The 20,292-nt window shown below is 39.7% G+C and carries 18 protein-coding genes and 3 tRNA genes; 14 read left to right on the top strand and 7 right to left on the bottom strand.

Going from position 1 to position 20,292, the window contains the following annotated elements:
- The first annotated feature begins 61 nt into the window (after nt 1–61).
- Nucleotides 62–589 (top strand): DinB family protein, encoded by a 528-nt coding sequence (locus DFQ04_RS01275; RefSeq protein WP_133551911.1) that lies wholly within the window; start codon nt 62–64, stop codon nt 587–589.
- Between the two features lies 1 nt (nt 590).
- Here the strand turns inward: DFQ04_RS01275 and DFQ04_RS01270 are convergent, their stop codons facing one another.
- Nucleotides 591–1,367 (bottom strand): class I SAM-dependent methyltransferase, encoded by a 777-nt coding sequence (locus tag DFQ04_RS01270; protein WP_133551909.1) that lies wholly within the window; start codon nt 1,365–1,367, stop codon nt 591–593.
- Between the two features lie 60 nt (nt 1,368–1,427).
- On the opposite strand from DFQ04_RS01270, the gene DFQ04_RS01265 reads away from it, so the two are divergent.
- Nucleotides 1,428–2,663 (top strand): GWxTD domain-containing protein, encoded by a 1,236-nt coding sequence (locus DFQ04_RS01265; RefSeq protein WP_133551907.1) that lies wholly within the window; start codon nt 1,428–1,430, stop codon nt 2,661–2,663.
- Nucleotides 2,636–3,409, top strand: a complete 774-nt coding sequence (rlmB, locus tag DFQ04_RS01260) for a 23S rRNA (guanosine(2251)-2'-O)-methyltransferase RlmB (RefSeq protein ID WP_133551905.1) — start codon at nt 2,636–2,638, stop codon at nt 3,407–3,409. Before DFQ04_RS01265 ends, rlmB begins: the two co-directional genes overlap by 28 nt.
- Before the next feature lie 25 nt (nt 3,410–3,434).
- Here the strand turns inward: rlmB and DFQ04_RS01255 are convergent, their stop codons facing one another.
- Both DFQ04_RS01255 and DFQ04_RS01250 read right to left on the bottom strand, forming a co-directional pair.
- Nucleotides 3,435–4,511, bottom strand: a complete 1,077-nt coding sequence (locus DFQ04_RS01255; protein WP_133551903.1) for a mannose-1-phosphate guanylyltransferase — start codon at nt 4,509–4,511, stop codon at nt 3,435–3,437.
- A 7-nt stretch (nt 4,512–4,518) separates the two neighbouring features.
- Nucleotides 4,519–5,487, bottom strand: a complete 969-nt coding sequence (locus DFQ04_RS01250) for a KpsF/GutQ family sugar-phosphate isomerase (RefSeq protein WP_133551901.1) — start codon at nt 5,485–5,487, stop codon at nt 4,519–4,521.
- 97 nt (nt 5,488–5,584) lie between these two features.
- Here DFQ04_RS01250 and recQ point away from each other — a divergent pair, with 97 nt between their 5' ends.
- From recQ to DFQ04_RS01230, 4 genes are all read left to right on the top strand, one after another.
- A complete protein-coding gene (gene recQ, locus DFQ04_RS01245; protein ID WP_133551899.1) occupies nt 5,585–7,762 on the top strand; it encodes a DNA helicase RecQ in 2,178 nt (725 codons plus the stop codon).
- Between the two features lie 15 nt (nt 7,763–7,777).
- Nucleotides 7,778–9,067 carry a phosphoribosylamine--glycine ligase gene (gene purD, locus DFQ04_RS01240; protein WP_133551897.1) on the top strand — a complete coding sequence of 430 codons (1,290 nt, stop codon included), beginning with the start codon at nt 7,778–7,780 and terminating at the stop codon, nt 9,065–9,067.
- A 131-nt stretch (nt 9,068–9,198) separates the two neighbouring features.
- Nucleotides 9,199–10,560 carry a regulatory iron-sulfur-containing complex subunit RicT gene (locus DFQ04_RS01235; RefSeq protein ID WP_133554290.1) on the top strand — a complete coding sequence of 454 codons (1,362 nt, stop codon included), beginning with the start codon at nt 9,199–9,201 and terminating at the stop codon, nt 10,558–10,560.
- Nucleotides 10,544–11,011 (top strand): gliding motility lipoprotein GldH, encoded by a 468-nt coding sequence (locus DFQ04_RS01230; RefSeq protein WP_133551895.1) that lies wholly within the window; start codon nt 10,544–10,546, stop codon nt 11,009–11,011. The genes DFQ04_RS01235 and DFQ04_RS01230 overlap by 17 nt, the downstream gene beginning before the upstream one ends.
- A 14-nt stretch (nt 11,012–11,025) precedes the next feature.
- Here DFQ04_RS01230 and DFQ04_RS01225 read toward each other — a convergent pair whose 3' ends face one another.
- Nucleotides 11,026–12,327 (bottom strand): PAS domain-containing protein, encoded by a 1,302-nt coding sequence (locus DFQ04_RS01225; RefSeq protein ID WP_133551893.1) that lies wholly within the window; start codon nt 12,325–12,327, stop codon nt 11,026–11,028.
- A 214-nt stretch (nt 12,328–12,541) separates the two neighbouring features.
- The gene (locus DFQ04_RS01220; protein WP_133551891.1) at nt 12,542–12,796 is read right to left on the bottom strand and encodes a hypothetical protein; all 255 of its coding nucleotides are present in this window, start codon (nt 12,794–12,796) and stop codon (nt 12,542–12,544) included.
- A gap of 370 nt (nt 12,797–13,166) precedes the next feature.
- Here DFQ04_RS01220 and DFQ04_RS01215 point away from each other — a divergent pair.
- From DFQ04_RS01215 to DFQ04_RS01205, 3 genes are all read left to right on the top strand, one after another.
- A tRNA-Ser gene (locus DFQ04_RS01215) sits at nt 13,167–13,255 on the top strand.
- 12 nt (nt 13,256–13,267) lie between these two features.
- Nucleotides 13,268–13,341 (top strand) — tRNA-Pro (locus tag DFQ04_RS01210).
- A 21-nt stretch (nt 13,342–13,362) separates the two neighbouring features.
- Nucleotides 13,363–13,444, top strand: a tRNA-Leu gene (locus DFQ04_RS01205).
- A gap of 52 nt (nt 13,445–13,496) precedes the next feature.
- Here the strand turns inward: DFQ04_RS01205 and DFQ04_RS01200 are convergent.
- A complete protein-coding gene (locus tag DFQ04_RS01200; protein ID WP_133551889.1) occupies nt 13,497–14,966 on the bottom strand; it encodes a hypothetical protein in 1,470 nt (489 codons plus the stop codon).
- Between the two features lie 187 nt (nt 14,967–15,153).
- Nucleotides 15,154–16,251, bottom strand: coding sequence for an AI-2E family transporter (locus DFQ04_RS01195; RefSeq protein ID WP_133551887.1), 1,098 nt, complete (start codon nt 16,249–16,251; stop codon nt 15,154–15,156).
- 131 nt (nt 16,252–16,382) lie between these two features.
- Here DFQ04_RS01195 and DFQ04_RS01190 point away from each other — a divergent pair, with 131 nt between their 5' ends.
- From DFQ04_RS01190 to DFQ04_RS01175, 4 genes are all read left to right on the top strand, one after another.
- Nucleotides 16,383–17,306, top strand: a complete 924-nt coding sequence (locus DFQ04_RS01190) for an alpha/beta hydrolase (protein ID WP_317129581.1) — start codon at nt 16,383–16,385, stop codon at nt 17,304–17,306.
- A gap of 85 nt (nt 17,307–17,391) precedes the next feature.
- Nucleotides 17,392–18,531: a 1-acyl-sn-glycerol-3-phosphate acyltransferase gene (locus DFQ04_RS01185; protein ID WP_133551885.1), complete on the top strand. Its 1,140-nt coding sequence runs from the start codon at nt 17,392–17,394 to the stop codon at nt 18,529–18,531.
- 69 nt (nt 18,532–18,600) lie between these two features.
- On the top strand, nt 18,601–19,179 hold the full coding sequence (locus tag DFQ04_RS01180; RefSeq protein WP_133551883.1) for a peptidylprolyl isomerase: 579 nt from the start codon (nt 18,601–18,603) through the stop codon (nt 19,177–19,179).
- Between the two features lie 24 nt (nt 19,180–19,203).
- On the top strand, nt 19,204–20,277 hold the full coding sequence (locus tag DFQ04_RS01175) for a Gfo/Idh/MocA family protein (protein WP_133551881.1): 1,074 nt from the start codon (nt 19,204–19,206) through the stop codon (nt 20,275–20,277).
- Nucleotides 20,278–20,292: the final 15 nt, after the last annotated feature.

Here is a 20,292-nt window from a genome sequence, read left to right as displayed (position 1 = left end):
AAAAGTCAGGGTTTCCTGACTTTTTTTATGGAAATTATAGGAAATAGAATTCTACCCAGCCATGAAAAATCTATTCTACTTCCTAGCAATCATGCTTTTGGTTTCCTGCCAAAAGACTGAAAATGAGAATAATCTTCACTTATTTCTCGAAGGACAACTCTTAAACTCACATTCAAAAGCGGAATGGTTTGTCCCGATGAATGATGCTTTAAAAGGGTTGTCTTTAGAGCAAGCGAATTGGAAAGATTCTTCAGAAAATCATTCCATAGCTCAGCTTGCTTCCCATCTGCTATTTTGGAATAAAAGACTTCTTTACTCCTATCAGGGACAAAATGTGGAAGAATTCGAAGGAGACAATAGGGAAACTTTTGCTCAACTTGACAGCTTAACTTGGTCAACTACCCTAAAAGAGCTAGACCAAGTTATGATCGATTGGGAAGCTGAGGTTGCAAGTGCAGAAGACAAACAATTGGCTGATTGGACTACTACTATTGCCAATATTTCAGCGCATAACGCCTACCACACCGGACAGATTATTTACATCCGAAAGATGAAAGGCTGGTGGGATTCGTCCCAAGGGGTTCAATAGACTATTTTTTCCAAAGGATATAGAAAAGATCCAAGCCTCTAGAAGGATCTTCCACCACAGGATAATCTTCGTGGGTAATATCCAAAACCGAATTTCCTTGCTGCTTATGAAGCTTGTTTCGGTTTAGTCTATTTAGAATTTCATAAGGCATTCTAAGAATCGATGCAGGCAGTTTGTGCTGCAAATCAAAAATATCGAAGCGCATAATCTTCTGAACTGAAGCTCGATTTGCCTCATGGTAAGCCCAAACTTTCTCATTTCCTCCGATTCCTTTTGCCTCCACTCGGTCAAAAATTCCAGCTGATAAGTCAATCAATTCCTTTGGAATATATTCTCTTACATGCCAAGGATTTCTGGAAAGCGTATGGGTATTGTTTGGAGTTGAAATGATTGCTTTTCCACCCGGCTTTAGCATTCGGTAGATTTCCTGAAGAAAAAGTCGGTCATTTTCGATATGCTCGATGACCTGAAAACTCACAATGGTATCGAAAGAATTATCAGCAAATCCTTCAAATGGGGGTATTACAGCCTGTCGGAAATCCACTCCTGGAAATTTTCCCTGAAGCATAGAGATCACCTCACCGATTTTATCCAAGCCAATATAGCTATCTGCCAAAGGTAAAAGTTCTTCCACTCCTCTTCCTTCTCCACAACCCACTTCCAGCAAATCCCCTGAAACCCAGGGCTTCGCAGCAATGTAGGCTTTCAATAAGCGTTGATGGATCGGATTGTCACTTTGCAACTTGTCAGAAGCGATTTCCGTGGTATAGGTAGCCATTTGAAATTTTAGTATTTTGGCAAAAGTAAGGCTAATTTTTAAAACCTGAATCGCTTCCCAATGAATCACAAATCACCCTTAAGAATAATTATACTATCTTTTTTCTCTTTGCTTTCCATTTCCACTTTTGGACAAAAGTCGCTCAGCGAAACAGATCAAGCACTTAGGTATTCCTTGTACTCGAGGTTGGGGCTGAAAATCATTCCGGTGAAAGTTTCTGATTCTCAATACAAACTTCAATTAGTTGTCGAAAAAATTGAAGAAAAGCCAGAGTTCAATGCCTACAGTTTTTCCTTTGCAGTGCTTAATTCCTATGATGAACAGATTACTTCCGATAAAATCAATTTACTGACCAGCGCCGATCTGAAAGCAGACACCGAAAGGCATTGGTATTTTGAAAAAACTGTAGATATCCCTTCTTCTCAAACCACAGCTATAGCCTATTTATCAGCTTTGGATACCCGACAGGGCGATGAATATGTATACCATATAGATTTGAAAAGCAAATTTGTAGAGGAGGTGCCGAACTTTGGAGCCTACTTTGCCAACGAGGTAGCATTTGATCAAACCTTTATCAATACCAATGAGTCCCTTCTTTTCAAATCTTCCGGAGGGCCTTCTATCCAGAGCTTTTTCTATCCCATGGTATTTGATGTGCCATTCCCTCCTATGGAAACCCGTCCGGCTGATGTTCCAAAAGAACTTTCAGTGGTTAATGAAGGAGACTTTTTATCCAACCTTCCCAAAAAATTTGAGAAGGAAGGGTATTATTTCTTTCAAACTGATACGACAGCCGCCTCAGGATTACTCCTAAAATCAAGCCATGAAGCCTTCCCGAAAGTGAAGGATTGGGATGAAATGGTTCAAATGGTGACTTACATTTCTACTAGAAAAGAGCACGAAACCTTGCTTTTAGCTGAAGATAAAAAGAGGGCTTTAGATCAGTATTGGATCAATCTGACCCGAAGTCCAGAGCTAGCTCAGCAGCTGATCCGGAACTATTTCAAGATGGTTGAATTTGCCAATATCCTTTTCACGGACTTTAAAGAAGGATGGAAAACCGATCGTGGCATGGTCTATATTGTGATGGGACCTCCTCAAGAAGTCAACTTTTTCGAAGATCGTGAAGTGTGGTCTTATGCCGGGATGGATGCCAGCTCGAAAATTAAGTTTACTTTTGTCCGGGCAAAAACAATTTTGACCCCACATTTCTACACCTTGAACCGATCAAGAGCCTACCAGCCGATTTGGTTCAAAAACATTTCCCAATGGAGAAGCGGAAGGATGGCTTTCTGATAGACAAAGGAGCCCACGAAAAGGATTATATTTTTGGCACAAGAGCGATCATGGAGGCTATTCATGCCAGCAAAGAAATTGACAAAGTTTTAGTCCAGAAAGAACTCAACAATGACCTGATCAAAGAATTACTTCAGCTTTGCAAAAGCTCTAATATCCCTGTGGTCAGAGTTCCGGATGCCAAACTGAACAGAATCACCAGAAAAAACCATCAGGGAGTCGTCGCTCAAATGTCGGCGATAGAATACGCTTCCCTGGATAATGTAATTGACAATTGCTACGCGATTGGAAAGGCTCCGTTTATTTTGGTTTTGGACCATATCACCGATGTGAGAAACTTTGGAGCTATTGCCCGAACAGCTGAATGCGCCGGAGTTGATGCCATTGTAATCCCGGAAAGAGGCAGTGCCCAGATCAATTCTGATGCGGTGAAAACCTCTGCTGGAGCCTTGAATTTCATGCCTGTTGCTCGCGTTAAAAATCTTTTTTATGCTTGCCGAGATCTTCAAAAAATGGGCTTAAGCTTAATTGCAGTTACAGAAAAAACCGAAAGTCTGATGTATGAGGCGGATTTCTCTTCTCCTACTGCCCTTGTTTTAGGTTCTGAGGAAGATGGAATTTCTCAGGAAATCATGGGAATTGCTGACGCGAAAGTTAAAATCCCGATGATCGGGAAAATTGAAAGCTTGAACGTTTCTGTCTCGGCAGGTGTGGCGATTTACGAAGTAATCAGACAGCGAAAATAAATTCAGACTTTGTTTGATTTGGAAATCAAACAAAGTCCTCTCCTTTTTTCTTAGCTCCGGCTACGAATTCCCTAAACTTCTCCTCCCCGTCTAATTTGCAGATCAAAAGGACGTTTTCTGATTCATTGACTAGGTAGTTGTCAAGTCCTTGCACCACAACCAATTTGTCAGAATCTGTTTTGATATAGGAATTAGTGGTCTCGAATAAAAGAGCATTTGCTTCCACGGCATTGTTATATTCATCCTTTTCCTTGAGTTCATGAAGGCTAAGCCATGAACCCAAATCAGACCAGCCAAAATCTCCCAAAATCACATAGACTTTGTCTGATTTTTCCATGATCCCATAATCGATGGAAATATTTTTGACCTGGGTATAAGCTCGATTGATAAAATCACCTTCGCTTTCCTTCCCAAAATGGTTTTTTCCTTCTTCAAAAACCTCGGCTACATCAGGCAAGTATTTATGAAAAGCATGCAACAGGCTTTTTGCCTTCCAGACGAACATCCCAGAATTCCACACGAAGTCTCCGCTTTCCAAAAAGGTTTTTGCCAGCTTTAAATTGGGCTTTTCTGTAAAAGTTTTGACCTTTTTTGTGCCATCAGCCTCTTCTTTTTCATGGAATTGAATGTATCCATAGCCAGTTTCAGGGCGATTCGGTTGAATTCCTATAGTAATCAGTTTTTTATCAGATTTGGAAGCTTTGACGGCCTTTTGGATGGTGTCAATAAATTTTTGCTCCTGAAGAATCAAATGATCCGCTGGAGTCACTACTAAGCTTGCATCAGGATCTAGTTGATGAATTCTAAAAACAGCATAAGCAATGCAAGCAGCAGTATTTTTTCGAAGTGGTTCGGTCAAAATCTGCTCAGGTTTCAAATCCGGTAATTGCTCAGAAACCAAATCAAAATAACCTTGGCTGGTTACAACCAAAAACTGCTCAGGATCTGCAATTATTCTAAACCTATCGTAAGTGCTCTGAAGAAGGGTTCTTCCTGTGCCCAATACATCTAAAAATTGTTTCGGTTTATGATTCCTGCTGTATGGCCAAAAACGGGATCCAATTCCCCCTGCCATAATGACGATATAGGGTTTTTCTTGCATGATTAAATTATACGATGCCTTCTTTCATCAGATCGTGAATATGAACAAATCCGGCAATTTTTTCCCCATTCATTGCTACCAGCTGAGTTATATTATGATTACGCATCAAATTTAAAGCTCGAATGGCAAACTCATCAGCAGAGATGGTTTTGGGGTGTATTGTCATGATATCCTTTGCTTTTAAATTTTGAATATCCAGCGATTTTTGGAGCATTCTTCTTAAGTCTCCGTCCGTGATAATTCCTTTCAGATTTTCTGAATCATCAATGACGGCGGTGGCTCCAAGTCTTTTCCCAGAAATTTCTACGATGACTTCAGCTAGTGAGGCATTTTCAGATACCACTGGCAATTGACTTTTTGAAAGCACATCTCCAACTTTGAGATACAATTGTTTCCCCAAAGATCCCCCTGGATGGTACTTTGCAAAGTCATCTGAAGTAAATCCCCTTGCTTCCAAAAGACATACTGCCAAAGCATCACCCATTGCCAAGTGAACTGTTGTGCTGGTAGTTGGGGCTAAATTATGAGGACAAGCTTCTTCCCCAATGGTTGCATTGAGCACAAAATCTGCATGTTCTGCCAAGTAAGATTGGGTATTTGAAACTAAAGCCACTAAGACTGAGCCTAGCTTTTTCAGCAAAGGGACAAGGACTTTAATTTCTGGGGTATTGCCAGATTTGGAAATACAAATCACGACATCATCCTCCTGCACCATTCCCAAATCTCCATGAATAGCATCGGCAGCATGCATGAAAAGAGCAGGTGTGCCTGTAGAATTTAGGGTGGCAACTATTTTATTGGCGATAATCGCACTCTTACCCACACCTGTTAAAACTACCCTTCCTTTTGAAGATAAAATCTTCTCAACACAAGCTTCAAAATCGCCATCAATGTAATCCACAAGTTTAAGGATTGCATTTGCTTCATTTTCCAAAACCCGAGCGGCTGTATTTCTAATATTTTTAGCTAAATTCAATTTTACCTTCGTTAATCACTAATTTTGTACAAAGGTAAAAAACTAATCGTTCATTCCTGTTCACAGGTTTTGTTCACCCTTAAAGCCCTTTCTTCTCGTGGAGGAAAAAGTAAAAGAAGACCTTAAGAAAATCTTTGGATTCAGCCAGTTCCGTGGGAATCAAGAACCCATTGTGGACAATTTGCTCAATCAAAGAAATACGTTTGTCATCATGCCAACCGGGGCTGGCAAATCTCTATGCTATCAACTTCCGGCTGTAGTCAGTGAAGGAACTGCCATTGTCATTTCCCCCCTGATTGCCTTGATGAAAAATCAGGTCGATCAATTGAATGCGGTTGGAGTAAATGCCCATTTCTTGAACTCGACTTTGACTAAATCAGAAGCGACTAAAGTAAAAAATGAGGTAATTAAGGGAAAAACAAAGCTGCTTTATGTCGCTCCGGAATCCCTGACCAAAGAAGAAAATATTGCTTTCTTAAAGTCAGCAAAGCTGAGTTTCGTGGCAATTGACGAGGCCCATTGTATTTCGGAATGGGGACATGATTTCCGTCCAGAATACCGAAAAATCAAAACTATCGTCGCCCAGATTGCGCCAAATCTTCCGATTATCGCTTTGACTGCTACGGCAACCCCCAAGGTGCAGCAGGATATTCAGCGAAACCTTCAAATGGAAGAAGCTGACCTTTTCAAATCCTCATTCAACAGAACAAACCTGTTTTATGAAGTGAGACCAAAGGTTAAGAATGAATCCAAAAAGGCTTTGATCAAATTTATCAAGCAACACAAAGGAAAATCAGGAATTATTTACTGCCTCAGCAGAAAGAAAGTCGAGGAAATAGCCGAGTTGCTTAAAGTCAATCAAATCAATGCCGCTCCTTACCATGCAGGTTTGGATTCTTCGGTACGAATTAAAACTCAAGATGACTTTTTGAATGAGGAATTGGATGTGATCGTGGCGACCATTGCATTTGGGATGGGAATTGACAAGCCGGACGTCCGCTATGTGATCCATTACGATGTTCCTAAATCATTGGAAGGCTATTATCAGGAAACTGGTAGAGCTGGCCGTGATGGTTTGGAAGGTCATTGCTTGATGTTTTACAGATATGAAGACATCATCAAACTGGATAAATTCAACAAAGACAAGGCGGTAACTGAACGGGAAAATGCAAAAATTCTCCTTCAGGAAATGTCTGCCTATGCTGAAACTGGAGTTTGTCGAAGAAAATTTATCCTCAATTATTTTGGCGAAACTTTAAATGATGATTGCGGTTTCTGTGACAATTGCAAACGTGATCGGGAGACATTCGAAGGAATGGATTTACTGATTAACGCACTTGAAACCGTCAAACAAACCAACCAGAGATTTGCATTAAATCATTTGGTCAAAGTGATCAGAGGGGAAATGGATGAATATGTTCAGAGTTACAACCATGACACCCTTGATGTATTTGGAAAGGGAAAAGAAGAGGATGAAAAGCTTTGGATTTCAATAATCCGTCAGGCCATGATCCTTGCTTTCCTAGAAAAGGATATTGAGAATTATGGGGTTTTGAAGTTGACTAAAAAAGGCGAAGAATTCTTGGAAGCGCCTTATTCAGTCGATTTGGTAAAAGACCATGACTTTGAAAAACTTGCGATTTCAGAAACTCCAGAGGTACAGATCAGTTCAGGGCCTGCTTACGACGAAAAGCTTTTTGAACTGCTAAAAGCAGAACGAAAGCGGATCGCAAAAACCAAGAACCTTCCTCCATACGTGATTTTCCAAGATCCTTCCTTGGAGGAAATGGCAACGGTTTATCCTACAACTCGGGAAGAATTAGCCCAAATCAATGGGGTTGGAATGGGAAAAGTCGCCAAATTTGGTGCACCTTTCCTAAAGTTAATAGCCACTTATGTGGAAGAAAATGAAATCGAAACTGCTTCTGAAGTAGTTGTCAAAACTTCCGGAACTCGCTCCAAAGTAAAGATTTCAATTATCCAGCAGATTGACCGCAAAATCGACCTGGATGAGATTGCCGAAAATCTCAATATCAGTATGGGTGAATTGCTTCAAGAAATTGAGCAGATTATCTATAGCGGAACTAAACTAAATATCGATTACTACATTCAGCACATTATGGACGAAGAGCGAGAAGATATTCTCCATGATTATTTTATGAATGCAGAAACCGATCATATAAAAGCGGCATTGGAAGAACTTGCTGATGAGGATTTCGCAGAAGATGAACTTCGCGTCTACCGAATCAAGTTTATCTCCGAACATGCCAACTAAACTAGAACCGAGTCAATGAATATACCCTTATTGGGAAGCGGAGGCAGAGAGCATGCTTTTGCTTGGAAGATTGTACAAAGTCCCAAATGCTCGCGTCTTTTTGTCGCTCCTGGTAATGCAGGAACGGCCCAAATAGCCCAGAATGTGGCACTTTCTGCCACAGATTTTCCAGCAATTCATCAATTTATTTTGGACAATTCCATTGAAATGGTGGTGGTTGGTCCTGAAGAACCATTGGTTAAGGGTTTGGTAGATTACCTGCACACCCAGCCAAAAACTGAAAATTTGCCCATCGTTGGTCCATCTCAGTTAGGAGCGACTTTGGAAGGAAGCAAGGATTTCTCCAAGCGATTTATGCAGAGAAATGGAATCCCAACTGCTGCCTACGAGACCTTCATAGCTGATCAAATCAATGAAGGACTTGCCTATTTAGAAAAGCAGAAACTTCCCATCGTACTAAAAGCTGATGGACTTGCTGCTGGCAAGGGTGTTTTGATTTGTCAAACTTTGGAGGAAGCTAAAGAATCCCTCAAAGAGATGTTGCTTGACGCAAAATTTGGCGATGCATCTTCGAAGGTGGTGGTCGAGGAGTTTCTAACAGGAATCGAGCTTTCTGTTTTTGTAGCAACTGATGGCAAAAGCTATAAAATTCTTCCGGAGGCTAAAGACTACAAGCGAATTGGTGAAGGAGATACCGGCTTAAACACCGGAGGGATGGGTGCGGTAAGTCCGGTGATTTTTGCAGATGCAGAATTTATGCAAAAGGTAGAAGACCGGATTGTAAAGCCTTCAATATCTGGACTAGCAAAAGAAAAAATTGACTACAAAGGATTCCTTTTTATCGGTTTGATGAATCAGGATGGAGAACCCTATGTCATTGAGTACAATGTCCGAATGGGAGATCCAGAAACCGAAGCTGTTTTACCGAGAATAAAAAGCGATTTTGTGGACTTACTTTCTGGAATCGCGAATGGAACTTTGGACAATTACCAAATAGAAATTTCTCCAAATTATGCCACAACCGTGGTGATGGTTAGCGGAGGATATCCCGGAAATTATGAAAAAGGATTTCCGATTTCTGTCCCTTCACAAACTGAAAACAGCGTGATTTTTCATGCCGGAACGAGCAGAAATGCAAAAGGAGAATTAGTAAACCAAGGCGGAAGAGTAATTGCAGTAACCGGTTTTGGAGAAAAACTGGAACAGGCCCTAGCAAATGCCTTTTCAACGGTAGAAAAAATTTCTTGGGAAAAAGCCTACTTTAGAAGAGATATAGGCCAAGATATTTTGAAGCTTATCAAATAAACCCAAAGGACTAAACGAGGCGAAAGCCCTGAATATAGATTATGGCTGGATGTAGTACCTGCTCTACCACCTCAGGTGGTACCGGTGGATGCCAAAACAATGGCACCTGCGGCACGAGCGATTGCAATAAAATGAATTCCTTCGATTGGCTTGCCCACATGGGAATACCTCAGGTGGATAACTTTGATATTGTCGAAATCAAGTTTAAGGGAGGAAGAAAGGAATATTTCAGAAATGTAGATTACCTAAGCCTGAATACAGGTGATCCTGTAGTGGTAGATGTTCCAAATGGACACCATATAGGATATGTTTCCCTTCAAGGCGAATTGGTAAGATTGCAGATGCAAAAGCGTAAAATACGGGATGATGACAATATCACTCGAATCTATCGCATTGCTAATCAAAAGGATATGGAAAAGTGGGAAGAAGCCCGTAATAGGGAGATGCCTACGCTATATCGATGTAAGCAAATCGTAGATGAACTCGGGCTTCAAATGAAAATGTCTGATGTGGAATACCAGGCTGACAATTCCAAGGCGACTTTTTACTACTCTGCCGAAGACCGGGTTGACTTCAGAGAATTGATCAAAGTATTGGCAGGGGAGTTTAAAATCCGGGTAGAAATGCGTCAGATTAGTTTGAGGCAAGAAGCTGGAAGATTAGGGGGAATTGGTGTATGTGGACGAGAGCTTTGCTGTTCTACCTGGCTGGTAGATTTCAAAAATGTCACCACCTCAGCTGCACGATATCAAAACCTTTCTCTGAATCCAACCAAACTTAGTGGGCAATGTGGAAGACTAAAGTGCTGTCTGAACTATGAATTAGACACGTACATGGATGCCATCAAGGACATTCCTCAGGTCGAGAAGCCACTTCAAACCGAACAAGGTCCAGCTAAACTTCAGAAAACAGACATTTTCAGAAAGTTGATGTGGTTCAGCTACAACAATGACAATGACTGGATCAGTATCACCTGTGATCGGGTTAAAGAAATTCAGGAGCTGAACGAGCAAGGCATAAAAGTCTTTAATCTTCAAGTGGATAAATCTACTGATGTGGAAGACCTAGTTGCTCAATCTACTAGGGAACTGGAGCTTTTGGATCAAAAGTTTGCCAAAAACAAGAAGAAGAAAAAGAAGAAAAAATCTCCTTCAAATGGCAATTCACCTTTCCCACCAAGGAATGGAAGAGAAGAAAATTCACCTAAGCCTAGCCCATCAAATCCAAGACCTGAAGGCAAAACTACCTCTAATGAATCCAAACCTTCTAACCAACCAAAACTGGAGGCTAGCGGGAATCAGGAGAAAAAAACAGGTGGAGAAAACAGAAGAAGAAAGAAAAACCGTAACCGACCAAACCCTAAAAATGGTCAGGTACCTAATCCACCGAAAGCTGAAAATAAGAGCACTGATTCCGGAAATGAAAAGCCTGAATCAAAAAGAAGATTCCCTCCAAGACGTAACCAAGGCCCTGGAAATGAAAACAAGGAATAAACTAGTTATCTGGGGTCTTTTATTGAGTTTCGGGGCTTTGGTTTCCTGCGACGGAAACCGGGCCTTTGAGGAGTTTCATGCCTTTCCTGGAGAAACTTGGACTTTAACCGACACAGTTAAATTCGAATTAAATAAAGAGCCAAATGAACTTGGAGAGACATTAATTGGAGTAAGATTTAATGAGAATTACCCCTTTTCTAATCTTTATGTCAACTTTTGGGTCAACGATTCTTCGGGGAATGTACTTGAGACCAAGCTATTGAATATTCCCCTTTTCGATTCAAAATCAGGAAAACCCATTGGAAAAGGGTTCGGAGATACATTTACAAAATTTGACACCTTAAGATTTCCTCTGAATGAAAAAGGAAGAAGCATAACTATCCTTCAATACATGAGAAAAGAGGAGGTCGAGGGTATTGAAGCGATCGGAATTAAAATATTAAAAAAGTAAAAAGACCGATTCTTTTACTTCCAACTGCTAATCGTTTTAGCGTATTCTCGGATTTTATCATCCATCTCCATCGCCAGGGGTTTGAGATACCCGAAAAGCTTCTTGTTTTCTTCCGATAAATCCTTTGGATCTATTAATTCCAAAATCCCCAACATACTGGATAAGGGGCCTCTAAGGATATGAGATGGTTGGATCGCCATTTCCTTTAGTTTGTCATTCTCCTGATACAATTCAAAAATTTGCTTCTTATAGGAGGTAGTTTCCAAAAGGTGAATGATGATACCTTTCATTTCTCCTTTAAAATTTTGAACAGGACGAATACTCACCTCCCAAAATCTAATCTCATCCTTGGAAATAAATATGCTTTGCTCAAACTGGGAGGAAATACCTTTTTTAGCTGAATCAATCGCACTAAAAAACTTTAAAAACTTTTCTGGAGCAGCTGAAAAATTCAAGTGATATCCAATTGTATTGGCTCTACCTAAACAATCCGCTCCAAATTTTTTAGCCTCCAAGTTCTGTTGAACCAAAATACCCTCGTGGTTCAAGACAAACATGGGACCTTTTATCAGATTAATATCTCTGTCTGAGAAAACTTTAGCTTCTTGAGATTTACTTTTCGAATTTTCCTTTGGAACTAGAAAGAATTGGTATCCATTATTTCCACTGGCCAAAAGGGCAGCAAAATCGGATTTATTCTCTCCTTTATTCTTCAGCAAAAAGCAAAATGGCTTAGGATTATCCAAAACAGCATGAAGCCCTTCAAAAATCACCGTTTCCTCCCCAAAATCTTTGGTTTGAGTTAAGGCTTTCTTCTTCCACTCTTGGACATTTTCTCCAAACCAATTTTCAATTCGATCATCCCAGTCAATAATTCTGAAATTCCTATCCAAAGAAATTTTACCAAAGCCCAATACATCTACCAGATTAGTCCAAGGCATTTCCTGCTCAAGCAGATGAACACCGATACCGATACCAATCACGGCGGAAATATCCATTTCCGGGGTGGTAATTACAGAAAACTCCCACCAAATCTGAGAGAATCTGTTCTCATCCCAACCTGGATGCTCCAATAAAAGGTGTCTTCGGATTTTTGGACTGCTAAGCATCAACTCAAATGAGTAGCAAAATTCCTCGGCAGTTTCTAAGGAAAGAGATTTCCAAAACTCCTTACCCAAAGGACTTGGGCTAATTTTCTCAAAACTTTTATTTGACTTTAAAACACGACCCTCAACATCCAAAATAACAATATGGAAATGGCCAAAATCCATAACGGACTTTGGAATAAGGTTTTCAATGTTTTCAGTACAGATCAAGTGTTAAGTTTAAATCGGGTGACGGTCCGAAAGATGGATAAAAAATTTTAATTAGAAAAAACATTTTTTTGTAGAATTTTATACCAATTTTTAAATTAAATCAGTATTTTATTTTGATCTAGAAAAAAAGGTATCTGTTTTCAACAAAAATGTTTTTCATCCCAAATTGCGGGAAATAAAAAAAATCTCTCGAAATAATAATTTTTTAGAAAGGTTAGACGAGCAAGGATTTAAATCCTGGAAAATGCTTGTAATCAATCTCCTTAACCAATTGGATTAAAGCATGAGCAAAGTCCTGCTTGCACGTTTTAGTTCTGAATTTCCATCCAGAACCTACAGGCAATTCAATGATTTTAGAGCCAAAAAAACGCTCCAACTCTTCAGATTCATTACAATAAATGTAGACGCAGCCCACCCCTGATTCACAGGCTTCAATTAAAAATTCGGAGGACGTAGTGCGGATTACCATAAAAATGTATTCTTATTCAAAAGTAAAAAAGAAGTCATCGTAAAAAATACCAAGTAGTGGGTATTTTTTGGGCTTAAAAAAATTAAACTTGATATAATTGATTTGTTGCCACTTACTAACTGAAAAGGGTTTGAGGATAGATTTTACGTGCTGTCGTCTGCGGTCTGTGGACTAATATCCGCTTCATTCGAAATCCTAAATTCTCTTACTAATGGAATTGCGGATATTTTTAATTCATAAATATTCAAATTGATAATCAAGGGATTAATTCTAATCTTTCTTTAGCACACATCTTATTAGGCTTCTATTTGTTTAAATATTGCCAATTGGTTTATATTTGCAACACTTTAGCTAAAGGCTAAAAGGAAACAGAGAGTTGGGTGAGTGGCTGAAACCAACAGTTTGCTAAACTGTCGTACGGGTTAAACTGTACCGGGGGTTCGAATCCCCCACTCTCTGCAGTATTTAGTTCGGGGTGTAGCGTAGCCCGGTATCGCGCCACATTTGGGATGTGGAGGTCGTAGGTTCGAATCCTGCCACCCCGACTTTAGTTTTCTTGTCAGTTTGCGGACGTGGCGAAATTGGTAGACGCACTGTCTTCAGGCGGCAGCGCCTCCGGGTGTGAAAGTTCGAATCTTTTCGTCCGCACAAAAAAGCCCAATAGATCAGTCTATTGGGCTTTTTTGTCGCTATATTTTTTTCAAATGGACCTCAGCCATTTTAAATAATCGCTCACTTCGTCCGGCACTTTCTCTAGGTTACCAGTTGGTAAAGGAGGGTTAAATTCAAATGTGGAGTCTTTTATCGTCAAACCTTGGGTAATTCCCGACCCACCAGAATTTCGGTGATAGCCTAACCCATGATAATTTTCGATAAATCCTGAAAACTCTTCGTTGTACCAGGTCCATCCGTAGCCATGAGAAATTGTTATGACTCCGCTTTCCCAATAATCATCACCAAATTTAGTTTCCTTAGTCACTGGCACAGAAAATAGGGCATTGCCTTTAGAAACAATAAAGGCATCAAATTCTCCATCTGTACTTTGTCTATAGGAAAGTTTAATTTCAGTCTCAAATGAAGGTCTATCCATCTCATAAACCCAGTTAAACCTTCTAGTTTCATCAATTTGTTTAGAGACCACAATTCCCAAATTAGTTTGGTCTAAAGGCTGAAGTTCAAAATTAGTCCGGATTGATTGAGGAGAAATTCGTTCAAGATTTCCGCGTTGATCCCAGAGTTTAAGGGTTTTCTGATCAATTAACTGAACTTCAGAGATATCAAAAACAAAGCGATCAAAATGGAGTATTGACCTTTGAGAACCTATGTTATATCCCCAATGGGTTAAGATCTGATCAAAAGTATTGTCTGATATGATTGTAGCAATTCCATCTTTCACACTTACCCTTACTTTAAATCGGGTTGGAGAATAATAATGACTTCTGGGCTGTTCAATGACCGGATTATAAATACTTACATTCCTCAGAATTAACCATAGGTTTCCTTTCTCGGGATTTTTTATTTGGGTGAAATTAAATCCATTATGATGAATGTTTTCTGCTATTAAATAAATCCTATCGGGAGAATCTGAAGAATAGCAAAATCTTGAAAGTCCATAGGTGACCCTTTCTTTGTCCTTGATTTCTTGTCCATCGATGTAGGCAAACTTCCCTTTAAATACTGAATCTCTTTTCCATCCAAACAATTCTTTGTCGGGAAAACCTGTCCTCATTGGCCTATTGGGGGGACAAAGAAAAGTACATCCACGAATTCCCAGCTCTTGGCAGTTTTCCAAATCAAAAAGCTGGGTGGGTGAACTATTCCATTCTGCAAAGGTCAATCGCGTCTCATTCCCGATAATTGCCTTTACTTTTCCAGGCTTGATCATCCCATTTGATCGAATAGAGATTTCTTTTCCATACCATGATTCCGGAAGACGAATAATTTCCTCCCCTGAAGAAAAGAGCTCATCAAAGTTTTCAATTTGGTTAGAGGCCACAGAGGCAGCTACTGCAGGCTTTATTACCTCATTTTCCACAAGACTTTCCTTTTTTTCTTCCGAACTGGAAAATTTGGAATTAGGAGCTAGCCCCATCTCCTCCAAGATTTCACGGATTATTTTTTTGATGGAATCTGAATCTATTGTTCCATCGGGATTAATTGGAATTTTCATAGTTCTAAAAATTAAATGGATAAAAAACAGGTCTAGTACACCCTAATTCAAGGGAAAAGGAAAAAATTGATTCTAAAATTCAAACCTTATCAATATTTCCTTAATCCTTTCAAAATTTAGAAAATAAAGCTTAAAATTTTTCAATTAACCCTGAAAATCAAATAAATAAATCTCCAAATTCATCCTATCAATTGTGTGGATTTGGATTTTTCTTTTTCATCTTCCTTCCCAAAATCTTCAAAAAATTCTCATTCAATTCAGTGACAGGAACTTCATCTCCCAATAAATATGCAAAGGGATGAAGACTCTCATTTCTACTCAGAGTAATTTTTAATACGCCAACTAGGGGTATGAAAAGAACCATTCCTGAAATCCCCCAAAGCCATCCTCCCAATAAAATAGCCAAAATCACCGCCAAGGCATTCACTTTTACTTTAGACCCAACCACAAGTGGAGTAATAATATTATTTTCCAAAAGCTGGATTCCCCAAAGCGTAAAACCGGTTACCAAAGGATAGAACAAACTATCCGTTGTCAAAAACACGTAAAGAATTACAAAAAAGGAAGAAATCACGACGCCGACATAAGGAATCAGATTCATTATTGCCAAGAAAACTGCGAATAGAAGAAAGTATTTGACTCCTATTGCTAAAAAAAACAAACCACACAGAACGGCAACTATTCCAGTAACACGAATAATTCCAGCCAAATATGATTGAATTACCTGACCAGAATTCTCCACCCACAAAATGAGCTCATCCTTATTATCCTTTGAAAGCCTGAAAAGAAACTCAGTAAAGAAATCTTTGTAATAGAGAAAAAGGAAACTATAAAGTGGAATTACTCCGGCAAGGGCCAAAGATTTTCCAGTTTCAAATAAGGTGCTTTGGAAATTTTCAGGCGTAATGACAGCTAGAATATCTTGATTGTGATTCGGATTTAGCCATTCTTTACCCAAAATCAACGACAACTCATCCGAGTACCTATGAAGCTTCATTTCAAGGTTTTCCCCTATTTCAGGGATTTCTCGGATCAGCCCTACCATTTGATTTAGCAGAAGATAAAAAATTGAAAAAGCGAAAATCGTAATCAAAAGGATGGATAGGATAATTGCCATTCCTCTTGGGATTCTTTTGTTTTCAAACCACCTTGATATAGGATAAAGCGCAAAGGCAAAAAACACTCCCCAGACCAGAGGAACCAATATAAAAGCGCCCTCTTTAAGCACTATTGCGCCAAAAACAATTACCATTAGAAAATAGGCCGTTTTTTGGAGATTGCTCATCTAGTATCGGATAGATTACTGGAAGATACATTTTCAATTTAGGATTCTCAATGATAAGCAGTACAAATCTGGTTCAATCCTGACTTTTAATACTAACTTTAATGACCCAAAAAAGCACAAAATCCCTTGAAATGAGCGCCAATATTTTATCCAAGAAACTGATAGAAAACTATTTATCTATGCGCAGAAGCCGAATAGTAAAGACTATTATTCTTCTTCTATTTCTGTCTATTCCTTTGCTATCCATTGGACAGGCAAAGGTGGATAGCATAGAAGTGTATAGTCCTACCATGAAGAAAAATCTTCGAGCAGCTGTGACCCTTCCATCTTCCTATTCCAACTCTGATAAAAAGTTTGCAGTCATCTATCTCCTCCACGGTGGATCTGGTTCTTTCAGTGATTGGCATCAAAAAGTCACTCAAAAAGGCCTGGTCAATCAATTGGCAGAGCAATATGACTTAATTATAGTTACTCCTAGTGTTGGTCCTGCCAGTTATTATTATGACAGTCCAAAAATGGATTCTGTGAAATACGAGACCTATTTCATCAATGAATTGATTCCTCATATTGATAGAAATTACCGAACTCTAGCTCAAAAAGAATCCCGAGCCATCACCGGACTTTCCATGGGTGGACATGGTTCACTCATGCTTTCTGCCAAACATCCAGAATTATTTTCAGCAGCTGGTAGTATGAGTGGAGTGATGAATATTGATACTAGAATGTGGGAAGTTCCCGAAGACTTCCGAAAGTTGAGAGCGGATGGACAAAAGGAAATGCTTGGTGAGAATCTGAATTATGATGGCCCTGCCTTCAACCCTTTTACAGTCGTGGGATTGGTGAATCAAATGAAAGCAAATGGATTGGCTTTGATCATTGATTGTGGAGTTGATGATTTCCTGATTGATACCAATCGACAGATGCACCAATTACTTTTGGAAAATGGAACTCCCCATGAATATACCGAACGACCCGGTGCCCATACTTGGCAGTATTGGACAGATGCTCTTCCGGTCCACTTCCATTTTCTAAATAAGTATCTTAAAAGAAATTAATTCTTTCGGTTGACTGCCCGTCTATCTAAAAAAGTCTTACAATTTCCAGGTTAATTTTGCTTTTTGCAGCGAGACACCCAACATTATGTCCAAATTTGACCCTATCAGACCCTTTTACGATGCGGAAGCCAATGCTGCTATCAAGCAGATCATTGATGAACCAATGCTAGAAGCAATGATGAATTTCACTTTTCCCAATGACACTGAAAACCATTGGAAAAAGCAAATGCTACATACTCATTCCCTTCGTGATTTTCAGATCAATTTTATTTATCCTGCCCTGCAGAAAGTTTTAGAAAAAAGTTCAGATGGCCTTTTCACCGGAGGATTTGAAGTATTAAAACCAAATACCGCCTACCTATTCATTTCCAATCACCGGGACATTATTCTGGACACCTCATTGCTAAATTCCTGCTTATATGAGAAAGGCTTGGTAATGACTACCTCTGCAATTGGGGATAATTTGATCAGGCAGCCTTTTTTGCATATCCTTTCTAAGCTCAATAGAAACTTTGCCATTAGAAGAGGATTGTCGGGAAGGGCTTTATTCGAAAGTTCTAAATTGGTTTCAGAATTCATCCATAAATCCCTACTGAAAGAAAACCGCTCAGTGTGGACCGCTCAAAAAGAAGGCAGAACCAAGGATGGCAATGACTCCACGCACAAGGGAGTTTTGAAAATGCTAACCTTGGCTGAGGAAAGTGCAAATCCATTCGATTTCTTCGAGAAAATCAATTTGGTTCCGGTGTCTATTTCTTATGAATATGACCCAACTGATGCCTTAAAAATGCCTGAATTAATTGCAAAGGCAAGGGATGAAAAATATGTGAAATCCGAAAATGAAGACTTTCTAAATCTCCTGAGGGGAATCATGGGCACCAAGAAAAGGATTCACATTCAGGTAAATGGCACACTAAATCATGAAATTCGGGAAATCAATCGGTCCGAGGCTAATTTGGGAGAAAAGCTATCCCAATTAGCGGAAGTGATAGATTCCAAAATCTGGTCGGGATATAAGCTTTGGCCTAGCAATTACATTGCTTATGACCTACTAAATGATTGCTCAACCTTTTCAAACTTCTACACAGAAGAAGAAAAAAACTCCTTCACCAAAAGGCTGAATGATAAAGTCGATGCCAAGAATGAATTTTTGGTAAAAAACTTCCTGGCCATGTATGCAAATCCGGTAGTCAATCAAAACCAGTTAAAAATTCCGGAAAAGTAAATGGAGAGCGCGCCTAAGTTCAAAGGGTTTTGTAACTTGATTTCCTAAGAAAAGCCCCAAAAGCTAGGCATGAAAAAAACACTGACCTCCCTCTTCTTTTTTCTTTTATTCCTCGGTAATCTATGTTTTGCGCAAGAAACGCTTCCCGTCGGAAAAATCAGCACCCCTTTGGGAGAAATTCTTATTTCTTTGGATGACCGCACTCCAAATCACCAAAAAAGCTTTATCCAGCTCGCAGAATTAGGGTATTGGGATTCGCTTTCGTTCAATCGGGTCATTCCCAATTTTGTAGCTCAAGGTGGATGTCCGGATACTCCTGAAGGATTTAAGGATCCCGAATATTTACTGGAACCTGAATTTGATCCAGAGCTAACGCATGTTTATGGAGCGGTTGGAGCTGGAAGGGATGATAATCCAGGCATGCTTTCTGCCAGGTGCCAATTCTATATCGTCCAAAATAAGGAAGGCTTACATCGGCTTGACGGGAAATACACGGTCTTTGGAAAAGTCATCAAGGGTATGGAAATAGTGGATCAGATTGTAAGTGTCAAACGGGACGAAACTGACCAACCGCTCAATCCTATTACGCTTGACATCGATATAATTTATCTTTCAAAAGATGAATTAATTAAGCTTATTGAACAATAAACCCAATCAAACCTATTCTAACAAATGAGTGATAAAATTAAAATTTTGGTGGTTGGCTGTGGAAATATGGGAGCTTCTCATGCAACTGCCTATCATCATATGCCTGAATTTGAAATCTGCGGACTAGTGGCCCGAGGGGAAAGTAAAGTCAGATTAAACCAAAAATTAGGTGGGAAGTACGACCTATTTGAAGATTTTGAAGAGGCGCTAAATGCCACGCAACCCCAAGCCGTTTGTATCTCAACTTATCCAGATACCCACGAGGAATTTGCTCTAAAGGCACTGGAAGCAGATTGCCATATTTTTATAGAAAAACCCCTGGCTGATTCTATTTTGGGATGTGAGAAAATCATAGCCAAAGCGAAAGAGAAGCAGAAAAAAGTGGTGGTGGGCTACATATTAAGGCATCATCCTTCTTGGATTCGCTTTATTGAAGAAGCCCAAAAGCTGGGAAAACCTTTGGTGATGCGCATGAATCTAAACCAGCAAAGCCATGGTTTCATGTGGGATGTTCACCGCAACCTAATGAAATCCCTCAGTCCAATTGTGGATTGTGGAGTTCACTATATTGATGTGATGTGTCAAATGACCAGATCCAAGCCAGTTTGGGTATCAGCCATTGGAGCAAGATTGACAGAAGATATTTCTAAAGACAACTACAACTACGGCCAACTACAAATTCGATTTGAGGATGGATCTGTGGGTTGGTATGAGGCGGGTTGGGGTCCGATGATCAGTGAGACTGCTTTTTTTGTCAAAGACGTATTTGGACCAAAAGGAGCAGTATCCATAGTCGCCAAAGAAGCTGGAAAAGCAGGGAAATCAGACGATGTGGATTCCCATACCAAAACCGAATCAATTCGGGTACATCATGCAGATTTGGATGAGAAAAACCACTTTATAAAACCCGATGAATGGATAGACATGACCGATGAACCTGGGCACCAGGAACTTTGTCATCGAGAACAAGCCTATTTCTTGAAGGCAATTCAGGAAAATTGGGATTTAACAGATCATTTGGATGATGCTTTAAACAGCCTCAAGATTGCTTTTGCCTGTGACGAATCTGTGAAAACTGGAGAGGTGGTTCGACTTTAATCCCATAAAAACTCA

The sequence above is a fragment of the Algoriphagus boseongensis genome, from assembly GCF_004362805.1.
GTDB classification, from domain to species: domain Bacteria; phylum Bacteroidota; class Bacteroidia; order Cytophagales; family Cyclobacteriaceae; genus Algoriphagus; species Algoriphagus boseongensis.
Note: the sequence above shows the minus strand (reverse complement) of the source record. Positions and strands in the feature narration are given on the sequence as shown.

Excerpts from the sequence above, each read along its gene's own strand:
- DFQ04_RS01275 (WP_133551911.1), top strand. The coding sequence starts at position 62 with ATGAAAAATCTATTCTACTTCCTAGCAATCATGCTTTTGGTTTCCTGC.
- DFQ04_RS01270 (WP_133551909.1), bottom strand. The coding sequence starts at position 1,367 with ATGGCTACCTATACCACGGAAATCGCTTCTGACAAGTTGCAAAGTGAC.
- DFQ04_RS01265 (WP_133551907.1), top strand. The coding sequence starts at position 1,428 with ATGAATCACAAATCACCCTTAAGAATAATTATACTATCTTTTTTCTCT.
- rlmB (WP_133551905.1), top strand. The coding sequence starts at position 2,636 with ATGGAGAAGCGGAAGGATGGCTTTCTGATAGACAAAGGAGCCCACGAA.
- DFQ04_RS01255 (WP_133551903.1), bottom strand. The coding sequence starts at position 4,511 with ATGCAAGAAAAACCCTATATCGTCATTATGGCAGGGGGAATTGGATCC.
- purD (WP_133551897.1), top strand. The coding sequence starts at position 7,778 with ATGAATATACCCTTATTGGGAAGCGGAGGCAGAGAGCATGCTTTTGCT.
- DFQ04_RS01235 (WP_133554290.1), top strand. The coding sequence starts at position 9,199 with ATGAATTCCTTCGATTGGCTTGCCCACATGGGAATACCTCAGGTGGAT.
- DFQ04_RS01230 (WP_133551895.1), top strand. The coding sequence starts at position 10,544 with ATGAAAACAAGGAATAAACTAGTTATCTGGGGTCTTTTATTGAGTTTC.
- DFQ04_RS01220 (WP_133551891.1), bottom strand. The coding sequence starts at position 12,796 with ATGGTAATCCGCACTACGTCCTCCGAATTTTTAATTGAAGCCTGTGAA.
- DFQ04_RS01200 (WP_133551889.1), bottom strand. The coding sequence starts at position 14,966 with ATGAAAATTCCAATTAATCCCGATGGAACAATAGATTCAGATTCCATC.
- DFQ04_RS01195 (WP_133551887.1), bottom strand. The coding sequence starts at position 16,251 with ATGAGCAATCTCCAAAAAACGGCCTATTTTCTAATGGTAATTGTTTTT.
- DFQ04_RS01190 (WP_317129581.1), top strand. The coding sequence starts at position 16,383 with ATGAGCGCCAATATTTTATCCAAGAAACTGATAGAAAACTATTTATCT.
- DFQ04_RS01185 (WP_133551885.1), top strand. The coding sequence starts at position 17,392 with ATGTCCAAATTTGACCCTATCAGACCCTTTTACGATGCGGAAGCCAAT.
- DFQ04_RS01180 (WP_133551883.1), top strand. The coding sequence starts at position 18,601 with ATGAAAAAAACACTGACCTCCCTCTTCTTTTTTCTTTTATTCCTCGGT.
- DFQ04_RS01175 (WP_133551881.1), top strand. The coding sequence starts at position 19,204 with ATGAGTGATAAAATTAAAATTTTGGTGGTTGGCTGTGGAAATATGGGA.